Raw genomic sequence first — 17,903 nt, 5'->3', positions numbered from 1 at the left:
GGGGGTCATCGGTCCCACCCCTCGGGGGCCGTGCCCAGCCAGTGCGCGATCGCCTCGCTGCGGGACGTGCTGTGCAGCTTCGCGAAGATGCGGTTGATGTGGTTCTTCACCGTCTTCTCGGTGATGAAGCAGGTGGCGGCGATCTGGCGGTTGCTCATGCCGGCGGCGATGAGGTCCATGACCTCCACCTCCCTTGAACTCAGTCCGAAACCACGGCGGTTGGGGGCGCGGCGGGGAGCCTGCGCCGGTGACGCGGGCCGAGCCTCCGACGAATGTGACACAGAGGATTGCAGGTGCGAAGAGAAAGGCCGCGGTTGGTAGGAAGCTCCGAGCGAATCCGGGACAGCCGGGCGGCCGTCGCGGACGTCCCGGACGGCGGCGATCAGTTCGGCCGCGGTGAACTCGCCGTGGACGAGGTATCCGCAGGAGCCCTCGCGCCGGGCCCGGGCCACGACCTCGGGTTCGCGGCTGTAGGTGACCATCATGACCGGGGCGAGCCGGGTGAGGTCGGGCAGCGCGGTGAGCCCGTCGGTGCCGGGCATCCGGACGTCGAGGAGGACCACGTCGGGCCGGTGGCGCAGGGCGCAGGCCACGGCCTCCTCGCCGTCACGGGCCGCGCCGACCACCACGATGTCGGGGTGCGCCTCCAGCAGTGCGGTCAGGCCGGCCCGTACGACCGGGTTGTCGTCGGCCACCAGGACGCGGAGGGGCGGGCCGGAAGGTGCCTGGTCAGGCATGTGCGGCCTCCTCTTGGTCGGAGGGGGGAACGGCGGGGGCGGCTCCGTGGAGGGGAACGGTGAGGCGGACCTCGGCGCCGCCCTGCGGGGCCCGGCCCAGGTCGAGCCGTCCGCCGAGGCAGGCGGCCCGCTCGGTGAGACCGAGCAGGCCGAAATGGCCGGAACTCGTCCAGGTGCCGAGCGGTTCCGGGGTGCCGGCCTCCGGGAGGCCGGCACCGTCGTCCTGGACCCGGAGCGAGAACTCGGTCTCCGTGACGGTGAGTTCGACGGCGGCCCGGGTCGCCCCGGCGTGCCGGTGGATGTTCTCCAGGGCCTCGGACGCGATCGCGAGGACGTGCCGGGCCGCCGGCCGGGGTAGGACGGGGGGCGCGCCCCGGTGCCGTACCGGTGCGGGGGTACCCGTGCGCGCCTGGAAGTCCGCTGCCAGGCACCGGAGTTCGGGGAGCAGGTCGACGTCGGTGGCGCCGAGGTCGGTGTGCCGGCGCAGGTCCGACAGCAGGACCCGGGACTCTGCGGCGGCGCGGCGGGCGGCGTCCGCCACCGTGGTCGCCTGGCGGCGGAGGGTCGCCGGGGCCGCGGTGTCCGCCGAGGCGGCGAGGGCGTCCGCGGCGAGGGCGAGGCCGTGCAGGGTCTTGGCGACGGAGTCGTGCATCTCGCGTGCGAGGCGGGCGCGTTCGGATTCGACGGCCTCGGCGACGGCGAGTCTGCTGGTGGCCTCCGAGAGGGCCTGGCTGGCGGTGCCGAAGCGGAACATGAGGTTGCGCAGGGTGACGCCGATGATGCCGGCGCCGACGCAGAAGCCCGCGACGAGGAGGGTGTTGGCGCCGGCGCCGGGCCGGTGCTCCCAGGCCCGGAACACCGTGAGGAGCACGACGAACTGGAGACCGGTGAAGACGCCGGCGCCGCGCCAGCCGTAGAGCAGGCCGGACAGCAGCGGGGTGCAGACGGTGGCGTAGGCCAGCGGGGAGGCCGGGGAGGCGGTGAGGAGCAGGACGGCGCCGAAGCCGAGGTCGAGGGCCATCAGGCTCGGGTGGGCGAGGAGGCGGGGGCCGAGGCGGTCCCAGTCCCGCAGCATCGCGTAGGAGCCCATCACGCCGAGGACGGCGGCGGCGAGGACGGCGTAGCGCGGCGGGCCGTCGGCGGCGTTGGCCATGGCGAGGGGGGCGCCGACGGCGAGGGCGGCGAGGCGGACGCCGAAGGCCTGCCGGCACAGCGCCTGGAGGGCGTTCAGCTGGAGCCGGACGCCGCCGGGAGCGGGGACGTCGTCGGCGAGGTAGCCGGTGCCGCGTTCGCGGCCGGGCGGGGTGAGCGGGGCGGGCCGCTTCCGGGCCGCCGGGCCGGCGCGTCCGCCGAGGCTGTGCGGGATGCCGCCCATCAGCGCCCCAGGATCGAGCCGAAGTTCGTGCCCGAGCCGAGGAACATGCCCGTCGCGATGAGGATCATCGTCGCCGGGAGCATGAAGACGAGGGTCACCATGGTCGCCTTGGGGATGGTCTTGGCGGCCCGGCGGCGCGCGTTCTGCGCGTCGGTGCGGCGCATGTCGGTGGCGAGCTGGATGAGGGTCTCGGCGATCGGCGAGCCGAGTTCCTCGCCCTGCTGGAGGGCGGAGACGAACTGGGCGACCTGCTCGGAGGAGTTGCGCCTGCGCAGTTCGTCGAAGGCCTGCCGGCGGCTCACCCCCATGTCCATCTGGCGCAGGGTGATGCGCAGTTCGTCGGCCCACGGGCCCTCGTACTTCTCGGCGACGCGGTCCAGTGCCTGGCGGAAGCCGAGGCCCGCGGAGACGACGACGGCGAGGACGTCGAGGAAGTCGGGCAGGGTCCGGTCGATGACGTCCTTGCGCTCGCGGACGGCCTGCCAGATGAGCGCGTCCGCGGCGACCAGTCCGAAGGCCAGGGTGAGGACGGCGAACAGGAGTTGGCCGTTGGTCAGGAAGACCAGCCCGAGGACGACGCCGAAGATCCCGTAGACCGCGCGGCGGGCCGCGTACCGGTTGAGGGTCAGGCCGCCGGGGTTCCCGGCCATGTCGATGCGGCGGCGCTTGGCGTCCACCCTGCGCGGGCCCATCAGGCGCAGCACGGTCGGCGCGAAGCGCATGCCGAGGCGGTCGACGGCCGACTCCGCGGTGGACACGCGGGTGGCGCCGACCTCCAGGGCGAGCTGGAGGTCGGTCGGGAGCTTGGCGCCGGCGCGGATCATCCGGACGCCGAGGAGGACGCCGGCGACGGCCGCGCCCATCAGGACGGCGAGCAGCAGCGGCAGCATGGTGGTCCCTCCCTTCACACTTCGATCTTGCCGAGCCGGCGGATGACGAAGAAGCCCACGGTGTAGAGGCCGAGGGACAGCAGGACGAGGCCCTGGCCGAGCGGGGAGCCGGTGACGCGGGCGAGGGCGCCCTCGTTCGAGGAGTTGATCAGCACCAGCGAGCCGATGCCGAGGAACGGGACGGTGAAGGCGGTGGCGTTGACCTCGGAGAGCATGGTGCGGACCTCGCGGCGGGTCTCCTTGCGGTCCTCCAGGGTCTGGGTCAGGTTGCGCAGGGAATTGACCACGGAGCCGCCCGCCTTGTTGGCGAGGACGAGGGTGGTGACGAGGACGATCAGCTCGCGGGACGGCAGCCGTTCGGACAGCTCGCCGAGGGCGTCGTCGATGGTGCGGCCCAGCATCAGCTGGTCCGCCACGTGGGCGAGTTCCTCGCCGGCGGGGGCTTCGAGCTCCTCCGCTGCCATCGCGAGCGCGGTGCGCAGGGCGAGGCCCGCCGCGGTGGCGTTGGCCAGCAGCCGGGCCACGTCGGGCAGTTGGTTGATGAACGCCTCGATGCGTTTCTGCCGCTGCCAGTTGAGGAAGACGGCCGCGCTCCACACGCCGAGGACGGCGGCGATCGGGCCGAAGAACGGCGCGAGGGTGGCGGCGGCGATCAGCCAGAGGGCGACGACCAGGGCGGCGACGTAGCTGAAGAACTCGCCCGCGCTGAGGTCGAGTCCGGTGGCCGACAGGCGCAGGTGGATCGTGCGGCCGAGCCGGGTGCGGCGCAGCCGGCGGTCGACGGCGGCGAAGCGGCGTGCCCGGCCGGGGGCGGTGTGCGCCGGCCCGGTGCCGGAGAGCCGGTCGACGAGGGCCTGGCGCTGGGCGCGTCCGGAGGCGTAGGCGTGCACGCCGGCGACGGCGAGCACGCCGCCGAGGACGGTCCCGCCGAGGGCGAGCAGGGCCGGGTCGTTCATCGCGGCCTCCCTTCGGGGGTGGGCGGGGTCATCCGATGGCCTGCCGGGTGGTGAGGGGGTCGATGGCCTCGGCGACGCCGAAGGCGGGCGGCAGCGGTTCGTTGGCGACGTACAGCTTCTCGGCGACCTGGCGCGGCAGCGGCAGGTGCTCGAAGTGGCCACGGACGACCCGGTCCGGGCCGACCGGGCGGGGCACGAAGCGGGTGACGGGGGCGACGCGGAACTGTTCGCGGCCGTGCGACACGAGCAGCGCGATCTCGGTGATCTTGCGGGAGCCGTCGGCGTGCCGGGAGAGCTGGACGACGACGTCGACGGCGGAGTTGATCTGGTCCTTGAGCGCCTCGAAGGGGATCTGCACCTCGGACATGGAGCCGAGGGTCTGGAGGCGCATGAGGGCGTCCTCGGCCGAGTTCGCGTGGACGGTGGCGAGCGAGCCGTCGTGGCCGGTCGACATGGCCTGGAGCATGTCGAGCGTCTCGCCGCCGCGGACCTCGCCGACGATGATGCGGTCGGGGCGCATGCGCAGCGAGTTGCGGACCAGGTCGCGGATGGTGATCTGGCCCTTGCCCTCCACGTTCGGGGGCCGTGATTCGAGCCGGATGACGTGCTCCTGCTGGAGCTGGAGTTCGGCGGAGTCCTCGATGGTGATGATGCGCTCGTGCGGCGGGATCAGCCCGGACAGGGCGTTGAGGAGGGTGGTCTTCCCGCTGCCGGTGCCGCCGCTGACGATGACGTTGAAGCGCGCGCGGACGAAGGCGGCGAGCAGCATGAGCATCTGTTCGTCGAGGGAGCCGAGCCCGATCAGCTCGGGCAGCGTGTAGGCGCGCGGGAAGCGGCGGATGGTGAGGGTGGGGCCGGTCAGGGCGAGCGGCGGGATGATGACGTTGACGCGTTCGCCGGTGGGCAGGCGGGCGTCCACCATCGGGTTGGACTCGTCGACGCGGCGGTTGACGGTCGAGACGATGCGCTCGATCGTCTGCATGAGCTGTTCGACGGACGCGAAGCGCAGCGGCAGCTGCTCGACGCGCCCGGACCTCTCCACGAAGATCGAGTCCGGGCCGTTGACCATGATCTCGGTGATCGAGGCGTCGGCGAGGAGGGGTTCCAGGACGCCGAGTCCGAGGGCTTCGTCGACGACACGGCGGATGAGCTGGGACCGTTCGGCGGAGGAGAGGACCGGGCCCTCGCGGCTGATGATGTGGCCGAGGACGCGTTCGAGGCGGGCCCGGCGTTCGGCGGCGGCCAGGCCGGACATCTCCGCGAGGTCGATCTCCTCCAGGAGCTTGGCGCGGTAGACGGCGACGAGGTGCCCGTCCTCCCGGGAGGGTCCTTGCTCGTCAGGGCTCGCCATGCGGGAACGCAGGCTCATGGTGTCGGCTCCTCCCGGTCAGTCGTCGGTGGGCATGGTGGCCTCGCGGGACAGGTCGTAGCCGCCGAGGAGGGGGATGACGCCGGGCACGTGGACCGTGACCGTGGCGGTGGTGAGGTCGGCGCCGCGCGCGGGGGCGACCCGCGGGTCGAGCCAGCCGCTGACGGCGGCCTGCCCGGCGGCGGCGCCGTCGCCGCCCCGGGAGGCGACCCGGGCGGCTGCGCGGGCGCCGGAACCGGCCTGGTTCGCCCCGTATCCGATGAGTCCGAGCTGGATCGCGGCCATCCCGACGAGCAGCAGGATGGGCAGGAATCCGGTGAATTCGAGGATGGACACGCCCCGGTCGTCGAGCCGGGACCGGTGTGCCGCGCCGGGGGCGGTGCCCCGTCCGCGGCGGGTGGCGCGTCGTGGCCGTACGCGGGGGATCGTGCTCATCCGTCGTCCCCCTCCAGTGCCGCACCCGCCGTGCCCTTCACGTGGAAGCCGGCGTCGAAGCCGGGGAAGAACAGCGGTACGTCGACGTCGACGGTGGCCCTCATCACCGCGCCCGCGGGGGCGCAGGCGATGCCCGCGTCCTTCCACGAGCCGGGGAGGTGTCGGGTGCCCGCCGCCGCGCAGGCGCCGCCGACGTCGCCGCGCACGGCGTACGCGGCGGTCGCGGCGCGGGCCGCCTCGTCGGCCGCGTTGCCGGCGAGGGAGTACGAGTAGCCGTACAGCACGCACTGCCACAGGATCGTCATCACGACGAGCAGCAGCGGGAACATCCCGGCGAATTCGAGGGTGACCGCTCCCCGGTCGGCGCCGCGCCGGCGCAGGCCCGGTGCGCCCCGGTCGGCGACCGGGGCCTTGCGCCGCCGGCCGCCGCCCCCGCCCTCCTGCGGCTCCACGAGTCCCAGTTCGCCGGCCAGCGTCCACAGGGCCTGCTTGACGGTGGAGCGGGCGTCCAGGTCCTGGAGCCGGCCGGCGTCGACGACCGCCTGGAGTTCCTTGAAGGCGGCGGGGACGGTGGCGCGGGCGATCCTGGTGCCGGTGACGCGTTCGACGAGGGACGGCTGGATCTCGGTGCCGCGGGCGTACCGGTTGACGACCGTGGTGGTCTCCTCGGCCTTGCGGATCTGGAGGCGGTCCCACATGCGCACCATGCGCTTGGCGGCGCGGACGGCCACGACGTCGGGGGTCACCAGGAGCAGCGCCTGGTCGGCGAGTTCGACGGCCGCGGCGGTGGCCGCGTTCATCTGGGAGCCGCAGTCGACGACGACCACGTCGTGCCGGGAGCGGAGCGCCGCGAGCACCTGGCGGGTCACCCGGTCGGTGACCTCCTCGCCGCGTTCGCCCTCGGCGGGGGCCAGCAGCAGGCCGACGCCGCTGTCGTGGACGTAGACGGCGTCCTGGAGGACGCGCGGGTTGATGTCGGTGATGGCGGCGAGGTCGGCCACCGAGCGGCGGAACTGCACGTCGAGGTAGGACGCCACGTCGCCGGACTGGAGGTCGAGGTCGAGCAGGGCGACCTTGCGGCCGGACGCCTGGGCGGCGAGGGCGAGGTGGACGGCGGTGACGCTGGCGCCGACCCCGCCCTTCGCGCCGGTCACGGTGACGACGGTGCCGCCGGGGCCCGCGTACGGCGCGGGGGCGCCGCTGTGCAGGTGGCGGCGCATGCCGGCGGACCAGGAGGCCGCGGCCTGGACGCGTTCGGCGAGGGCGTCGTAGCCGAGGGGCAGGCCGATGATGCCGCGGGCGCCGGAGTCCATGGCCGCGGTCAGCACGCCGGTGCTGGTGTCGGCGGTGATGAGGACGACGCCGACGGCGGGGAAGCGCATCACGAGGTCGCGGATCAGGTCCAGCGCCGGTACGGGGCCGATGCGTTCGTGGATGAGGACCACTTCGGGCAGTTCGTCCAGGGAGTCGGCGGCGAGGCGGGCGAGGGTGTCCAGGAGGGCCGTCGAGTCCGGGACCGGAGGGGCGGGCTCGGCGTCGGCGAGCTGGCTCAGCAGGGTGGTGAGCGCGCGGGCCGAGTCGATGTCGCCGACGGCGGACAGGATGCGGACGGTCATCGGCCCTCCGTCTCGCCGCGGGGCGTGCCGGGCCGGGCGGGCCGTGCGGAGCCCTGCCGCGGCGGGGCGGGCCACGGACCGGGTGCCGTCCGGCCGGGCCGCGGGCGGGGGCTTCGGCGGCGCCCCGTGGGCATGGACGTCATGCGCGGCCTCCTACTTGTCCTCGTCGAGGGTGTACGTGCGGTCGCCGGGCGCGACGGACGCGTCGGAGCCGCCCGCGACCAGCGCGAGGCGGACGTGTTCGGCGAACGACTCCGCGTAGGCGACGCGCTGGGCGTCGGCGGTGCCGAGGGCGAAGGTGATGGGGACGGCCTGGGTGGCGCTGGTGCGCCGGTCGGAGCTGGACTGGCCGGGGTCGAGGGCGGTGAGTCGGCCGACGTCGATGACGCGGGCGTTCTGCACGATCACCTTGGACTGGTCGGCGCCCTTGTCGTTCTCGGCCTTGAAGGTGGCGTAGATGTTGACCCGCGACCCGGGGTTGATCTTGCCCGCGACGCCGGTCGCCGCGTCGATCATGATGGCGATCTCCTGCTGCCCGGCGGCGAGCCGGGGCCGGTCCACGATCATGTCGGTCTGGAGCAGCGAGCCCTTCTCCAGCCGGGTGACGGCGATCTTGCCGCGGATCCGGGCGAGGTCGGTGACGGCGGTGGAGGAGAGCCAGCGCTCGGGCATCGAGATCTTCTCGAACTGGTCGGCCGTCAGTTCCTTGTAGGGCGCGATGTCGTCCTTCAGGCGGTACGCCGTGACCTCCGGGCCGACCTTGGAGTTCACGTCGCGGATCACCGAGAGGACTCCGGCGAAGGCGCCGAGGGCGCACAGCACCGAGAGGACCAGCAGGATGACGCCGCGGCGCTGGCGCGAGTTCACTGAATCTCACCTCGTGGAGCGGGGCCGGGGACGGGGACGGCCGGTCGGATGCGCCCGGGGCCCGTGGGCGTCCCGGGAGGTACGGGACGCTTCGGGCCGCCGCGGCCGGCGGGGTCGTGCGGTGGGGCCTGGTGCTGTGCGGACGGTCCGGGTGGTGCTCGGGTGGCCTACGTGGCGCCTCGGGGCAGGGCACGTACCGGAGAGGCTGCCCGGACGACGGCGGCCGGAAGCTCCTGCGCGGCGGGTGGTGGCAGCGGTGCGGCGCAGAACCCGCAGCGGTCGCCGATGAGTTCGAGGCCGCACCAGTGGCAGTCGTCCCGGCGGACCGACGAGACGAGCTGGTAGAGGACGGACACGTCGTACAGTCCCGCGGCGAACTCGACGAGCCGCGAGGTTCCCCACCATCGGGGCGACTCGGCGGGCAGCGGGACGGCCGCGGCGCTCTGGACGCGCCAGGCGGGGGCCAGCGTCTCGGTGACCCAGGCGGAGGGCGCCTGCCCCTCGGCGGACAGCAGCCGGGTGCCGAACTCCGGTCCGGAAAGCTCCTGTTGCCCGATCCTGACGATCTCGGGCCGGGGGTTGGCGAGGACCGCGAACTGGGCGCCGGGCACCCAGGACCTGGCGTGCGAGGTCAGGGTGACGGGGACGCGGTCCAGTTTGGCGACCGAGCCGAGCAGGGCGCCCGCGTAGATGTAGTGGGCCAGCAGCCGGGCGGCGGAGGCCAGCACGCCGGGGCTGAAGTCGCACACGGAGAGCTGGCGCAACTGCTCGGCGAGCAGGGCGATTCCGAGCGGCGGGAGGTCGAGCCCGAGCAGCGCGACGCGGTCGCTCTCCAGGACCGAGCGGACGGTGCGCAGCCGCCGGACGACGGCGCCGTCGACGGAGGACGGGTACAGCGCGATGACGTATCCGTGCTGCTCGATGAGGGCGTGCATCCCGGTGAGGGAGCCCTCCAGGGTGTCCAGGGGCTGGACGACGGCGGGCGGGGTCTGCCGGTCGTGCGGCGGGAGCACCAGGTCGGGACTGGTGACGGCTATCGCGGTCGGCACGCTGCACACACCCCGTTCACTGCGGCGGAGTGGTCAACCACCGCCTCAGATCGCCCCTTTTATCACCATGGAGCGTCACGGACGACCACGAACGGCCTCAGATCGTCACGGTGACGTCCTCTTGCATCAGCACCATATCCACGGTGTGGCCCGCCCAACACCGAATCGACGAGATCATCTCACCGAAGGTGCGGAAGTGATCAACACAGAGTGAGTCGCCCGCCGGGCAACTCCGCTCGCCGAAAGGGCGGTTGGGAGCGCCGGAGGTCTTGACAACAGGATTGGTCTGGACCAACTTGTACCCACCGGCGGTGGCCACCGTTCCGATCCCCTCCCCCACCTCTCCCCGGAGGACCCAGTGGACCGCGTCACCAGCATGCCCAGGCGGAGATGGGCGGCGGCCCTCGCCGCAGCCGTCACCGCATCCGTCCTCTCCCTCACCGGTCTGGCCGGCCAGGCCCAGGCCGCGGACGTCGACAACGCCGGGAACGGCGGCTTCGAGTCCGGACTGGCCGACTGGACCTGCTCGGCGGGCAGCGGCACGACCGTCTCCTCGCCGGTGCACGGCGGCTCGGCCGCGCTGAAGGCCACGCCGGCCGGGCAGGACAACGCGCGGTGCACCCAGTCCGTCGCCGTGAAGCCCAACGCGACCTACACGCTGAGCGCGTGGGTGCAGGGCGGCTACGCGTACCTCGGCGCGACGGGCACCGGCACCACGGACGTGTCCACCTGGACTCCGGACTCCGCCTCCTGGAAGAAGCTCACGACCACCTTCACCACCGGCGCCTCGACCACCTCGGTGACGGTCTACACGCACGGCTGGTACGGGCAGGCCGCCTACTTCGCCGACGACCTCTCGGTGCTCGGCCCGGACGGCGGCGGGGGCGGCGGCCCGGCCCCGACGGTCCCGTCCGCCCCGGGCGGCCTGGGCGTGTCCGGCACGACCTCCTCGTCCGTCTCGCTCGCCTGGAACACCGTGTCGGGCGCGACCGGCTACAACGTCTACCGGGGCGGCTCCAAGGTCCAGTCGGTGACCGGCACCTCCGCCACCGTCTCCGGGCTCGCCGCGTCGACGTCGTACACCTTCCAGGTCACGGCCACCAACGCGGCCGGCGAGTCGGTGAAGTCCTCGACCGTCACCGGCACGACGACAGCCTCCTCGGGTGGCGGCGGGGGCGGCGGCACCGTGCCCGCCCACGCGGTGACCGGCTACTGGCAGAACTTCGACAACGGCGCGACCGTCCAGAAGCTCTCCGCGGTGCAGTCGCAGTACGACATCATCGCGGTCGCCTTCGCGGACGCCACGTCCACGCCCGGCGCGGTGGACTTCCACCTCGACTCGGCCGGTCTCGGCGGCTACACCGTCGACCAGTTCAAGGCCGACATCAAGGCGAAGCAGGCCGCGGGCAAGAAGGTGATCATCTCCATCGGGGGCCAGAACGGCACGGTCTCGGTGAGCGACTCCGCCTCGGCCGCGAACTTCGCGAACTCCGTCCACGCGCTGATGCAGACGTACGGTTTCGACGGCGTCGACATCGACCTGGAGAACGGCCTCAACGCCACCTACATGTCCCAGGCCCTGCGCTCGCTGTCCGCGAAGGCCGGCTCCTCGCTCGTCATCACGATGGCCCCGCAGACGATCGACATGCAGTCCACGTCGAACGCCTACTTCCAGACGGCGCTGAACATCAAGGACATCCTCACCGTCGTCAACATGCAGTACTACAACAGCGGTTCGATGCTCGGCTGCGACGGCAAGGTGTACTCGCAGGGCTCGGTCGACTTCCTGACGGCGCTCGCCTGCATCCAGCTCGAAGGCGGCCTCGCCCCCTCGCAGGTCGGCCTCGGCCTCCCCGCCTCCACCCGCGGCGCGGGCAGCGGCTACGTCTCCCCCACCGTCGTGAACAACGCCCTCGACTGCCTCGCCAAGGGCACCAACTGCGGTTCGTTCAAGCCCTCCAAGACCTACCCGGGGCTGCGCGGCGCGATGACCTGGTCCACCAACTGGGACGCGACGGCGGGCAACGCCTGGTCCAACGCGGTCGGCCCGCACGTCCACGCCATGTGACCGGTCCACCGGCGGACCCGGCGGACCCCTGATCCCGCCGCTTCCCCTCCGCCGGCCCCGGCCCTCCCCGGGCCGCCGGACGCCCCGCTCCCGCCTCCGCGGGAGCGGGGCACGTCCGTGTTACACCGGGTGCGGTCGCGCCCCGTCCCGCGGGGCCGCCGAGCGCGCGATCCCGCGCAGCCGGGACGCGGTGCGCCGGCGGACGCGGGCCGCGGGTACCGTTTCGTGGGCACTCCGGCTTCGAGCCGCACCCGGACCCGGAGAGTCCCGTCGAGTGCCGAGAAGTCCCGAGGCGCGCGACGCGTGGCAGAGGGCCGGTGCGGCCGGGTCGGGCCCGGCCGCACCGGCCGCTAGCGGCCCTCGGCCTCGCCGGCCGCGTCCGTGCTCTCGGCCGTCCCGGCCGCCCGGGGCTGCGCCGAGCGCCCGGCAGGTTCCTCCGCCGCCGCGTCCGCGGACTCCTCGGGCGCCGCCGGCTCACCGGCCGCGGTGTCCTCCGCTTCCGCCTCCGGCTCGTCCCGGCCGCCGTCGTCCTCGGCCTCGGTCGAGGCCCCGGCCTCGGCGTCGTCGTCCTCGAAGTACCGGTCGAGGACGGCGTCGAGCTGCTCCTCCCACTCCGCGAAGCGGGACCGCGAGGCGGCCTCGATCTCGATCGGGTACCAGCGGCTGTCGGGCGTGTGCACCGTGACGGTGAACCGCTTGCCGAAGCGCGGGGACGCCGTCTCGACGGCGCCGATCTCGTCCCAGCGGAACTCCGCCTCCTGGTCGTCCAGCCGCAGCCGGACGCCGCCGTGGTCGGCTCTGATCGAGGCCCGCCGGTCGGACGCCTCGAAGACGGGGCCCTCCGGGTCGGGGGCGGACTCCGCGGCCCCGGCCTCCTCGACCGCGTCGGCGGCCGTCGCGCCGGACTCCGCGTCGCCGGGGGCCGCCGGAGCGGAGGCCGTCGCGGAGGGAGTCTCCTCCGCGACCGCCTCCGCGGGCTCCTCGGCGGCGCCCTCCGGCTCCGCGGGCACGGGTGACGTAAGCCCGGGGATGTACGCCGGGTTCACCGCGGCGGCGTCCAGGGGCTGGCTCTTCGAACCTATGCGCTGCTCCACAGCGCGAAGTATGGTCGAAGATCCTGTGCCGGACACAGCCGCCCCCGCTTTGGCTATGCCTCTGTTACACACGCGGCCCCGACCCGTCAGACGAACAGACTGACCACGGCCGCCACCGCGAACCCCGCGACGGACAGCACCGATTCGAGAACCGTCCAGGTCCGCAGGGTGTCGCGCTCGCTGATGCCGAAGTACTTGGCGACCATCCAGAACCCGCCGTCGTTGACGTGCGAGGCGAAGATGGAACCGGCCGAGATCGCCATGATGACGAGCGCCACGAACGCCTGGGAGTGGTCGCCCTCGGAGAGCAGCGGGGCCACGATGCCGGCGGTGGTGACGATGGCGACCGTGGCGGAGCCCTGCGCGACGCGCAGCACGAGCGAGATCAGGTAGGCGAGCACGATGACGGGCAGGCCGACGCCGTGGAAGGTGTCGGAGAGCGCCTGGGCGACGCCGCTCGCCTTGAGCACCGCGCCGAAGACACCGCCCGCGCCGACCACGAGCAGGATGTTGCCGACCGGCTTGAGCGACGAGGTCGACACCTTCTCCAGGGACGTGCGCGACCAGCCGCGCCGGACGCCCAGCAGGTAGTAGGCGAGGAGCAGGGCGATGGTGAGGGCGACGAAGGGGCTGCCGAAGAACTCGATGGCCGAGCGGGCGGTGGAGGGGTCGAGGACGATCGAGGAGAAGGTGGCGGCGAGGATCAGCACCAGCGGTGTTCCGATGATGCCGAGGACGGTGCCGAGCGGGGCGGGCTGCTCGCGCGGCTCGACGCCCTGCGCGCGCTGTTCCTCGACGACGGACCGCCTGGCCTCCTCGGCCGTCTCGACCATGTCCTGCGGTACGGCGACGAAGATGCGGCGGCCGATCCAGGCGGAGTACGCCCAGGCGGCGAGGACGGAGGGGATTCCGCAGACGATGCCCATGAGCAGCACCCAGCCCAGCTGCACGTGCAGGAGCCCGGCCGCGGCGACCGGCCCGGGGTGCGGCGGCAGGAACGCGTGGGTCATCGACAGGCCGGCGAGCAGCGGCAGGCAGTAGAGCAGGATGGACCTGCCGGAGCGCTTGGCGGCGGCGTAGACGAGCGGCGCGAGGACGAAGATGCCGACGTCGAAGAAGACCGGGATGCCGAAGATGAGGCCGGTCAGGCCCATGGCGAGCGGACCGCGCCGCTCGCCGAAGAGGGAGAGCAGCCGGGTCGCGAGGACCTCGGCGCCGCCGCTGACCTCCAGGATCGCGCCGAGCATGGTGCCGAGGCCGATGATGATCGCGACGTGGCCGAGGATGCCGCCCATGCCGGACTCGATGACCGAGACGGCGTCGGACCGCTGGACCGTGCCGAACAGTTCGGTGACGGAGAGTCCGGCGGCGAGGCCGACGGCTATGGACACGGCGAGCAGGGCGACGAAGGGCTGGAGCCTGACCTTGATGATCAGGAAGAGGAGGAGCGCGATGCCGAGGGCGGCGACCGTGAGCAGTCCGGCCGTGCCGTCGAGGAGGAGCAGGAGGCCACCGGTGTGGGGTGGCGTGGCGGGTGCCGGGGCGGCGAGCGGGTACGGCGACATGGGTGGAGGGCCTCGTTCCGGTCGGTCCATCGTGCTTTCGGGCAGGGGGGATCGCGGTGCGGCGCCGCCCCGGATCGGGGAGCGCCGCACCGTGACGGCGTGCGGGTGCGGGGGGGTGACGCGGGCGGGGCCCGCGGGCGGGGTCAGCCGAGGACGGCGAGGACGTCGATCTCGACGAGGAGTCCGGCCGGCAGGCCGACGTAGACCGTCGTGCGGGCGGCGGGGGGCGCGCCGAGGCCCTGCTCCTCGAAGTACCGGTCGTAGATGCGGTTCATCTCGGCGAAGTGGTCGACGTCCGTAAGGTAGACGCGGATCATCATCGCGTCGTCCCAGCCGGCGCCGCCCTCTTCGAGGATCGCCTTGACGTTGGCGAGGGTCTGGAGGGTCTGCTCGCGCAGGGTGGGACCGGCGGGCGTGGGGGGCTTGCCGTCCTCGGCGGGCAGGAAGCCGACCTGGCCGGCCACCTGGAGGATGTTCCCCTTCCGCACGCCGTGGGAGAACGCGGCGGGCGGAGTGGTGTGGGTGGAGGGGGTGAGCGCGGTCTTGTCGGTCATGCGGTGATCATTCCTTCGGTGTTTCCTTCTCGGGGGCCTTGCCGGAGTAGTCGCGGCTGATGGCGTCCGCCGTACGGCGCACCAGCGGCAGGAGGGCGAGCAGTTCGTCGGCGGTGACGACGACGTTGGGCGCGGAGACCGACATCGCGGCGGCCACCCGGCCGTCGGCGCCGCGGACGGGAGCGGCGACGCAGTTGATGGACTCCTCGTGGCCGCCGAGGTCGGTGGCCCAGCCCTGTTCGCGCACCGCGGCCAGCTCCTTCAGGAAGGCGGCGGCGCCGGGGGTCGAACGGGACGTGTAGAGGGGGTAGTCGAGCTTCTCGGCGACGGCGCGCCGCTCGGCCTCGGGCAGGTCCGCGAGGAGCAGTTTGGCGACGGCCGCGACGGTGATGGCGACGGGCTTGCCGATCCGCGAGTACATGCGCACCGGGTAGCGGCTCTCCACCTTGTCGATGTAGAGGACCTCGTTCTCCTCGTACACCGCGAGGTGGACGGTGTGGCCGCAGTTCTCGTTGAGCCGGACGAGGTGGGGGTGGGCGATCTCGCGGACGTCGAGGTTCTCGACGGCTTCCTGGGCGAGCGCGAAGAGCCGGGCGCCGAGCCGGTAGCGCTGGTCGGACTGGCGGTGGACGAGGCCGTGTTCGTGCAGGGTGCGCAGCAGGCGGAGCGCGGTGGACTTGTGGACGCCGAGGCGGTCGGCGACCTGCCCGAGGTCGGCGGGCCCCTCGGCGAGGAGCGGCAGGATGCTCAGCGCTCGGTCGACGGTCTGGCTCATGGCGTTCGTCCCTCCTCCGCGGCCCGTGCGTCGGCTTCGGTCCAGCCGGGGCCGAGTCGCAGTCTCTCCCACGCCCGGTCGTCGAGGGCGGCCAGCCGGTCGGCGTGCCCGCGGGCGGGCGGCCGGGCGAGGTCGCCGGGGACGGTGAGGGCGGCGGCGGCCGTCAGGTGGCCGTGCCGGGCGCGGTCGCGGACGGGGAGGCCGCGGAGGGTGGCGGAGAGGAAGCCGGCGGCGAAGGCGTCGCCCGCGCCGACGGCGGCGACGACGTCGACGTGCAGGGCGGGGACGAAGGTCGCGGCGCCGGTGCCGGTCCCGCCGCCGGTTCCCGCGGGCCGGTCGCCGTCGAAGACCTCGACCCCGTCCCCGCCGTGCTTGACGACCAGCGTCCGCGGCTCGGGCAGCGCGTCGCGGATCGCCCGCGCCCCGTGCAGTCCCCAGGCCTCGCTCGCCTCGTCGTCGCCGACGAAGACGAGGTCGGCGCCGCGGGCGAGGTCGAGCAGGACGCGCGGGCCGTTGGGGTGGTCGCGCCACAGGCCGGGGCGGTGGTTGACGTCGAAGGAGACGAGGGGCCGGCCGGGGTGCGGGGCGGTCAGCTCGCGCATCAGGGCCAGGCAGTCGGCGGAGAGGGCGGCGGTGATGCCGGACAGGTGCAGGACCCGGGCGGCCCGGGCGGCCGCGAGGTCGGTGTTCCGGGCGGTCATGGCGGAGGCGGCGGATCCGGCGCGGTAGTAGGCGACTTCGTGCGTGTCGCCGGCCCGGTCGCCGGCCGTGCGGAAGTAGACGCCGGTGGGGCGGCCGGGGTCGCGGCGGACGGCCGAGGTGTCGACGCCGTGGGCGGTGACGGCCTCCACGAGGTGGTCGCCGAAGCCGTCGGCGCCGACCCGGCCGACCCAGCGGGTGGAGTGCCCGGCGCAGGCGAGGACGCAGGCCACGTTGGACTCGGCGCCGCCGATGCCGCGTTCGAAGGACGGCACGTCGGCGAGGCGCCCGGCCCGGGTGGGCAGGAAGGCGACCATGGACTCGCCGAGCGCCGCCACGTCGACGGTGTCGTGGGCTGCGGCGTCGCGGGGCGCGGCGTCGGCGGGTCCGTTGCTGGTCACGATGGTGGAGGCTCCTCGCTGTGGCGGCCGACGGCGGCGAACGGCACCGTTGACCCTGCGTCGGCTGGGATGTTAGACAGCAGTGTGCACCCTACGCAATGACCGTTGCACAGCACGCAACGCGCCGGGACGGTACGCCCGGCAGCCGGGAACACCCACCAAGGAGGCCCCATGAGCGCCGACACCGCCGCCGCATCCCTGGCCGCTCTCGCGGCGGACCGCGTCGACCACCGCTTCAAGGGCCTCCCCCCGGACGCCCACGGCCTGACCGTGGGCGAGCTGGCCGCCCGGCGCCGGAACCTGTTCACGGACGGTTTCACCACCCCGGTGCTCGCCCTCTCCGCCGAGCGCCTGGAGCACAACCTCGGCCTGATGGAGACCTACGCCGCCCGGCACGGTCTCGCCTTCGCCCCGCACGGCAAGACCTCCATGGCCCCGCAGCTGTTCCGGCGGCAGATCGAGCACGGCGCCTGGGGCATCACCCTCGCGGTCCCCCACCAGGTGCGCGTGGCACGGCGGTTCGGCATCGACCGGATCTTCCTCGCGAACGAGCTGGTGGACGCGGCGGCGCTGCGCTGGATCGCCGCCGAGCTGGCCGCCGACCCCGGCTTCCGCTTCGTCTGCTACGTCGACTCGGTGCGCGGGGTGGAGCTGATGGACGCCGCGCTGGCGGGCGGCGTCCGCCCGGTGGACGTGGTCGTCGAGCTGGCCGCCGGCGAGGGCGCCCGCACCGGGGTCCGCACGGAGGCGGAGTGCGCGGCCGTCGCGGACGCGGTGGCGGCCACCGGGACGCTGCGGCTGGTGGGCGTCGCGGGCTACGAGGGCGAGGTGCCGGACGCGGACCCGGAGCGGGTGCGCGCCTGGCTGCGCCGGCTGACCGCGCTCGCCGTGGCCTTCGACGGCGCCGGGCGCTTCAAGGGCCTCGACGAGGTGGTGGTCAGCGCGGGCGGCAGCGCCTGGTTCGACGCGGTCGCCGACGTCTTCGGGGAACTGCCCGAACTCTCCGTGCCGGTGGTGAAGCTGCTGCGCTCCGGCGCGTACGTCTCGCACGACGACGGGCACTACCGCAGGCTGACCCCCTTCACCCGGGTCCCCGACGAGGGCGCGCTGCACCCGGCGTTCCGGCTCTGGGCGCAGGTCGTCTCCCGCCCCTGTGCCGAGCAGGCGTTCGCGAACGCGGGCAAGCGGGACGCGGCCCACGACCTCGACCTGCCCGTCGCCCAGGTGGTGCGCCGCGACGGCGTCGAGCGCCCGGCCAAGGGCGTCGAGGTGACCGGGCTCTCCGACCAGCACGCCTGGCTGCGGACCGGGCCGGAGGCCGATCTGGAGGTGGGCGACTGGATCGGCTTGGGCCTGTCGCACCCGTGCACGTCCTTCGACAAGTGGCAGCTGATCCCGCTGGTCGAGGCGGACGGCACGGTCGTCGACTACGTCCGCACGTTCTTCTAGAGGA

Annotated in this window: 17 protein-coding genes; 2 read left to right on the top strand and 15 right to left on the bottom strand. The window is 73.6% G+C overall.

Features of this window, described 5'->3' with window-relative positions; translation table 11 throughout:
• Window positions 1-5: 5 nt before the first annotated feature.
• The 10 genes from ACGFS9_RS19320 to ACGFS9_RS19275 form a co-directional block, all read right to left on the bottom strand.
• Window positions 6-737, bottom strand: a complete 732-nt coding sequence (locus tag ACGFS9_RS19320) for a response regulator (RefSeq protein ID WP_393254637.1) — start codon at window positions 735-737, stop codon at window positions 6-8.
• Entirely contained in the window at window positions 730-2,112 is a 1,383-nt protein-coding gene (locus ACGFS9_RS19315) for a sensor histidine kinase (RefSeq protein WP_393254636.1), read from the bottom strand. Before ACGFS9_RS19315 ends, ACGFS9_RS19320 begins: the two co-directional genes overlap by 8 nt.
• Window positions 2,112-3,002 carry a DUF5936 domain-containing protein gene (locus ACGFS9_RS19310; protein WP_393254669.1) on the bottom strand — a complete coding sequence of 297 codons (891 nt, stop codon included), beginning with the start codon at window positions 3,000-3,002 and terminating at the stop codon, window positions 2,112-2,114. Before ACGFS9_RS19310 ends, ACGFS9_RS19315 begins: the two co-directional genes overlap by 1 nt.
• 14 nt (window positions 3,003-3,016) lie before the next feature.
• Window positions 3,017-3,958 (bottom strand): type II secretion system F family protein, encoded by a 942-nt coding sequence (locus ACGFS9_RS19305; protein WP_393254635.1) that lies wholly within the window; start codon window positions 3,956-3,958, stop codon window positions 3,017-3,019.
• 28 nt (window positions 3,959-3,986) lie between these two features.
• On the bottom strand, window positions 3,987-5,327 hold the full coding sequence (locus ACGFS9_RS19300; RefSeq protein WP_393254634.1) for a CpaF family protein: 1,341 nt from the start codon (window positions 5,325-5,327) through the stop codon (window positions 3,987-3,989).
• Window positions 5,328-5,345: 18 nt separating this feature from the next.
• Window positions 5,346-5,762: a TadE/TadG family type IV pilus assembly protein gene (locus ACGFS9_RS19295; protein WP_393254633.1), complete on the bottom strand. Its 417-nt coding sequence runs from the start codon at window positions 5,760-5,762 to the stop codon at window positions 5,346-5,348.
• The gene (locus tag ACGFS9_RS19290) at window positions 5,759-7,378 is read right to left on the bottom strand and encodes a CpaE family protein (RefSeq protein WP_393254631.1); all 1,620 of its coding nucleotides are present in this window, start codon (window positions 7,376-7,378) and stop codon (window positions 5,759-5,761) included. The genes ACGFS9_RS19295 and ACGFS9_RS19290 overlap by 4 nt, the downstream gene beginning before the upstream one ends.
• A gap of 153 nt (window positions 7,379-7,531) precedes the next feature.
• Window positions 7,532-8,245, bottom strand: coding sequence for a Flp pilus assembly protein CpaB (gene cpaB / locus ACGFS9_RS19285; protein ID WP_393254629.1), 714 nt, complete (start codon window positions 8,243-8,245; stop codon window positions 7,532-7,534).
• A 167-nt stretch (window positions 8,246-8,412) separates the two neighbouring features.
• Window positions 8,413-9,294, bottom strand: coding sequence for a hypothetical protein (locus ACGFS9_RS19280; protein ID WP_393254627.1), 882 nt, complete (start codon window positions 9,292-9,294; stop codon window positions 8,413-8,415).
• 97 nt (window positions 9,295-9,391) lie between these two features.
• A complete protein-coding gene (locus tag ACGFS9_RS19275) occupies window positions 9,392-9,613 on the bottom strand; it encodes a hypothetical protein (RefSeq protein ID WP_393254626.1) in 222 nt (73 codons plus the stop codon).
• A 57-nt stretch (window positions 9,614-9,670) separates the two neighbouring features.
• Here ACGFS9_RS19275 and ACGFS9_RS19270 point away from each other — a divergent pair, with 57 nt between their 5' ends.
• Window positions 9,671-11,362 carry a chitinase gene (locus ACGFS9_RS19270; protein ID WP_393254624.1) on the top strand — a complete coding sequence of 564 codons (1,692 nt, stop codon included), beginning with the start codon at window positions 9,671-9,673 and terminating at the stop codon, window positions 11,360-11,362.
• Between the two features lie 350 nt (window positions 11,363-11,712).
• On the opposite strand, the gene ACGFS9_RS19265 is transcribed toward ACGFS9_RS19270, so the two are convergent.
• From ACGFS9_RS19265 to ACGFS9_RS19245, 5 genes are all read right to left on the bottom strand, one after another.
• Window positions 11,713-12,456, bottom strand: a complete 744-nt coding sequence (locus ACGFS9_RS19265; RefSeq protein ID WP_393254622.1) for a hypothetical protein — start codon at window positions 12,454-12,456, stop codon at window positions 11,713-11,715.
• Window positions 12,457-12,542: 86 nt separating this feature from the next.
• The gene (locus tag ACGFS9_RS19260) at window positions 12,543-14,021 is read right to left on the bottom strand and encodes a GntP family permease (protein WP_393254621.1); all 1,479 of its coding nucleotides are present in this window, start codon (window positions 14,019-14,021) and stop codon (window positions 12,543-12,545) included.
• A gap of 143 nt (window positions 14,022-14,164) precedes the next feature.
• Window positions 14,165-14,575 (bottom strand): RidA family protein, encoded by a 411-nt coding sequence (locus tag ACGFS9_RS19255; protein ID WP_393254620.1) that lies wholly within the window; start codon window positions 14,573-14,575, stop codon window positions 14,165-14,167.
• A gap of 7 nt (window positions 14,576-14,582) precedes the next feature.
• Window positions 14,583-15,350 (bottom strand): IclR family transcriptional regulator, encoded by a 768-nt coding sequence (locus ACGFS9_RS19250; RefSeq protein WP_393254619.1) that lies wholly within the window; start codon window positions 15,348-15,350, stop codon window positions 14,583-14,585.
• Entirely contained in the window at window positions 15,347-16,450 is a 1,104-nt protein-coding gene (locus ACGFS9_RS19245) for a sugar kinase (RefSeq protein WP_393254618.1), read from the bottom strand. Before ACGFS9_RS19245 ends, ACGFS9_RS19250 begins: the two co-directional genes overlap by 4 nt.
• Window positions 16,451-16,621: 171 nt before the next feature.
• On the opposite strand from ACGFS9_RS19245, the gene ACGFS9_RS19240 reads away from it, so the two are divergent.
• Window positions 16,622-17,899 carry an amino acid deaminase gene (locus ACGFS9_RS19240; RefSeq protein ID WP_393254616.1) on the top strand — a complete coding sequence of 426 codons (1,278 nt, stop codon included), beginning with the start codon at window positions 16,622-16,624 and terminating at the stop codon, window positions 17,897-17,899.
• Window positions 17,900-17,903: the final 4 nt, after the last annotated feature.

This window comes from Streptomyces sp. NPDC048566 (genome assembly GCF_043199735.1).
GTDB lineage: Bacteria > Actinomycetota > Actinomycetes > Streptomycetales > Streptomycetaceae > Streptomyces.
Note: the sequence above shows the minus strand (reverse complement) of the source record. Positions and strands in the feature narration are given on the sequence as shown.

Excerpts from the sequence above, each read along its gene's own strand:
- ACGFS9_RS19315 (WP_393254636.1), bottom strand. The coding sequence starts at position 2,112 with ATGGGCGGCATCCCGCACAGCCTCGGCGGACGCGCCGGCCCGGCGGCC.
- ACGFS9_RS19270 (WP_393254624.1), top strand. The coding sequence starts at position 9,671 with ATGCCCAGGCGGAGATGGGCGGCGGCCCTCGCCGCAGCCGTCACCGCA.
- ACGFS9_RS19240 (WP_393254616.1), top strand. The coding sequence starts at position 16,622 with ATGAGCGCCGACACCGCCGCCGCATCCCTGGCCGCTCTCGCGGCGGAC.
- ACGFS9_RS19250 (WP_393254619.1), bottom strand. The coding sequence starts at position 15,350 with ATGAGCCAGACCGTCGACCGAGCGCTGAGCATCCTGCCGCTCCTCGCC.
- ACGFS9_RS19295 (WP_393254633.1), bottom strand. The coding sequence starts at position 5,762 with ATGAGCACGATCCCCCGCGTACGGCCACGACGCGCCACCCGCCGCGGA.
- ACGFS9_RS19310 (WP_393254669.1), bottom strand. The coding sequence starts at position 3,002 with ATGCTGCCGCTGCTGCTCGCCGTCCTGATGGGCGCGGCCGTCGCCGGC.
- ACGFS9_RS19260 (WP_393254621.1), bottom strand. The coding sequence starts at position 14,021 with ATGTCGCCGTACCCGCTCGCCGCCCCGGCACCCGCCACGCCACCCCAC.
- ACGFS9_RS19255 (WP_393254620.1), bottom strand. The coding sequence starts at position 14,575 with ATGACCGACAAGACCGCGCTCACCCCCTCCACCCACACCACTCCGCCC.
- ACGFS9_RS19305 (WP_393254635.1), bottom strand. The coding sequence starts at position 3,958 with ATGAACGACCCGGCCCTGCTCGCCCTCGGCGGGACCGTCCTCGGCGGC.
- ACGFS9_RS19300 (WP_393254634.1), bottom strand. The coding sequence starts at position 5,327 with ATGAGCCTGCGTTCCCGCATGGCGAGCCCTGACGAGCAAGGACCCTCC.
- ACGFS9_RS19290 (WP_393254631.1), bottom strand. The coding sequence starts at position 7,378 with ATGACCGTCCGCATCCTGTCCGCCGTCGGCGACATCGACTCGGCCCGC.
- ACGFS9_RS19320 (WP_393254637.1), bottom strand. The coding sequence starts at position 737 with ATGCCTGACCAGGCACCTTCCGGCCCGCCCCTCCGCGTCCTGGTGGCC.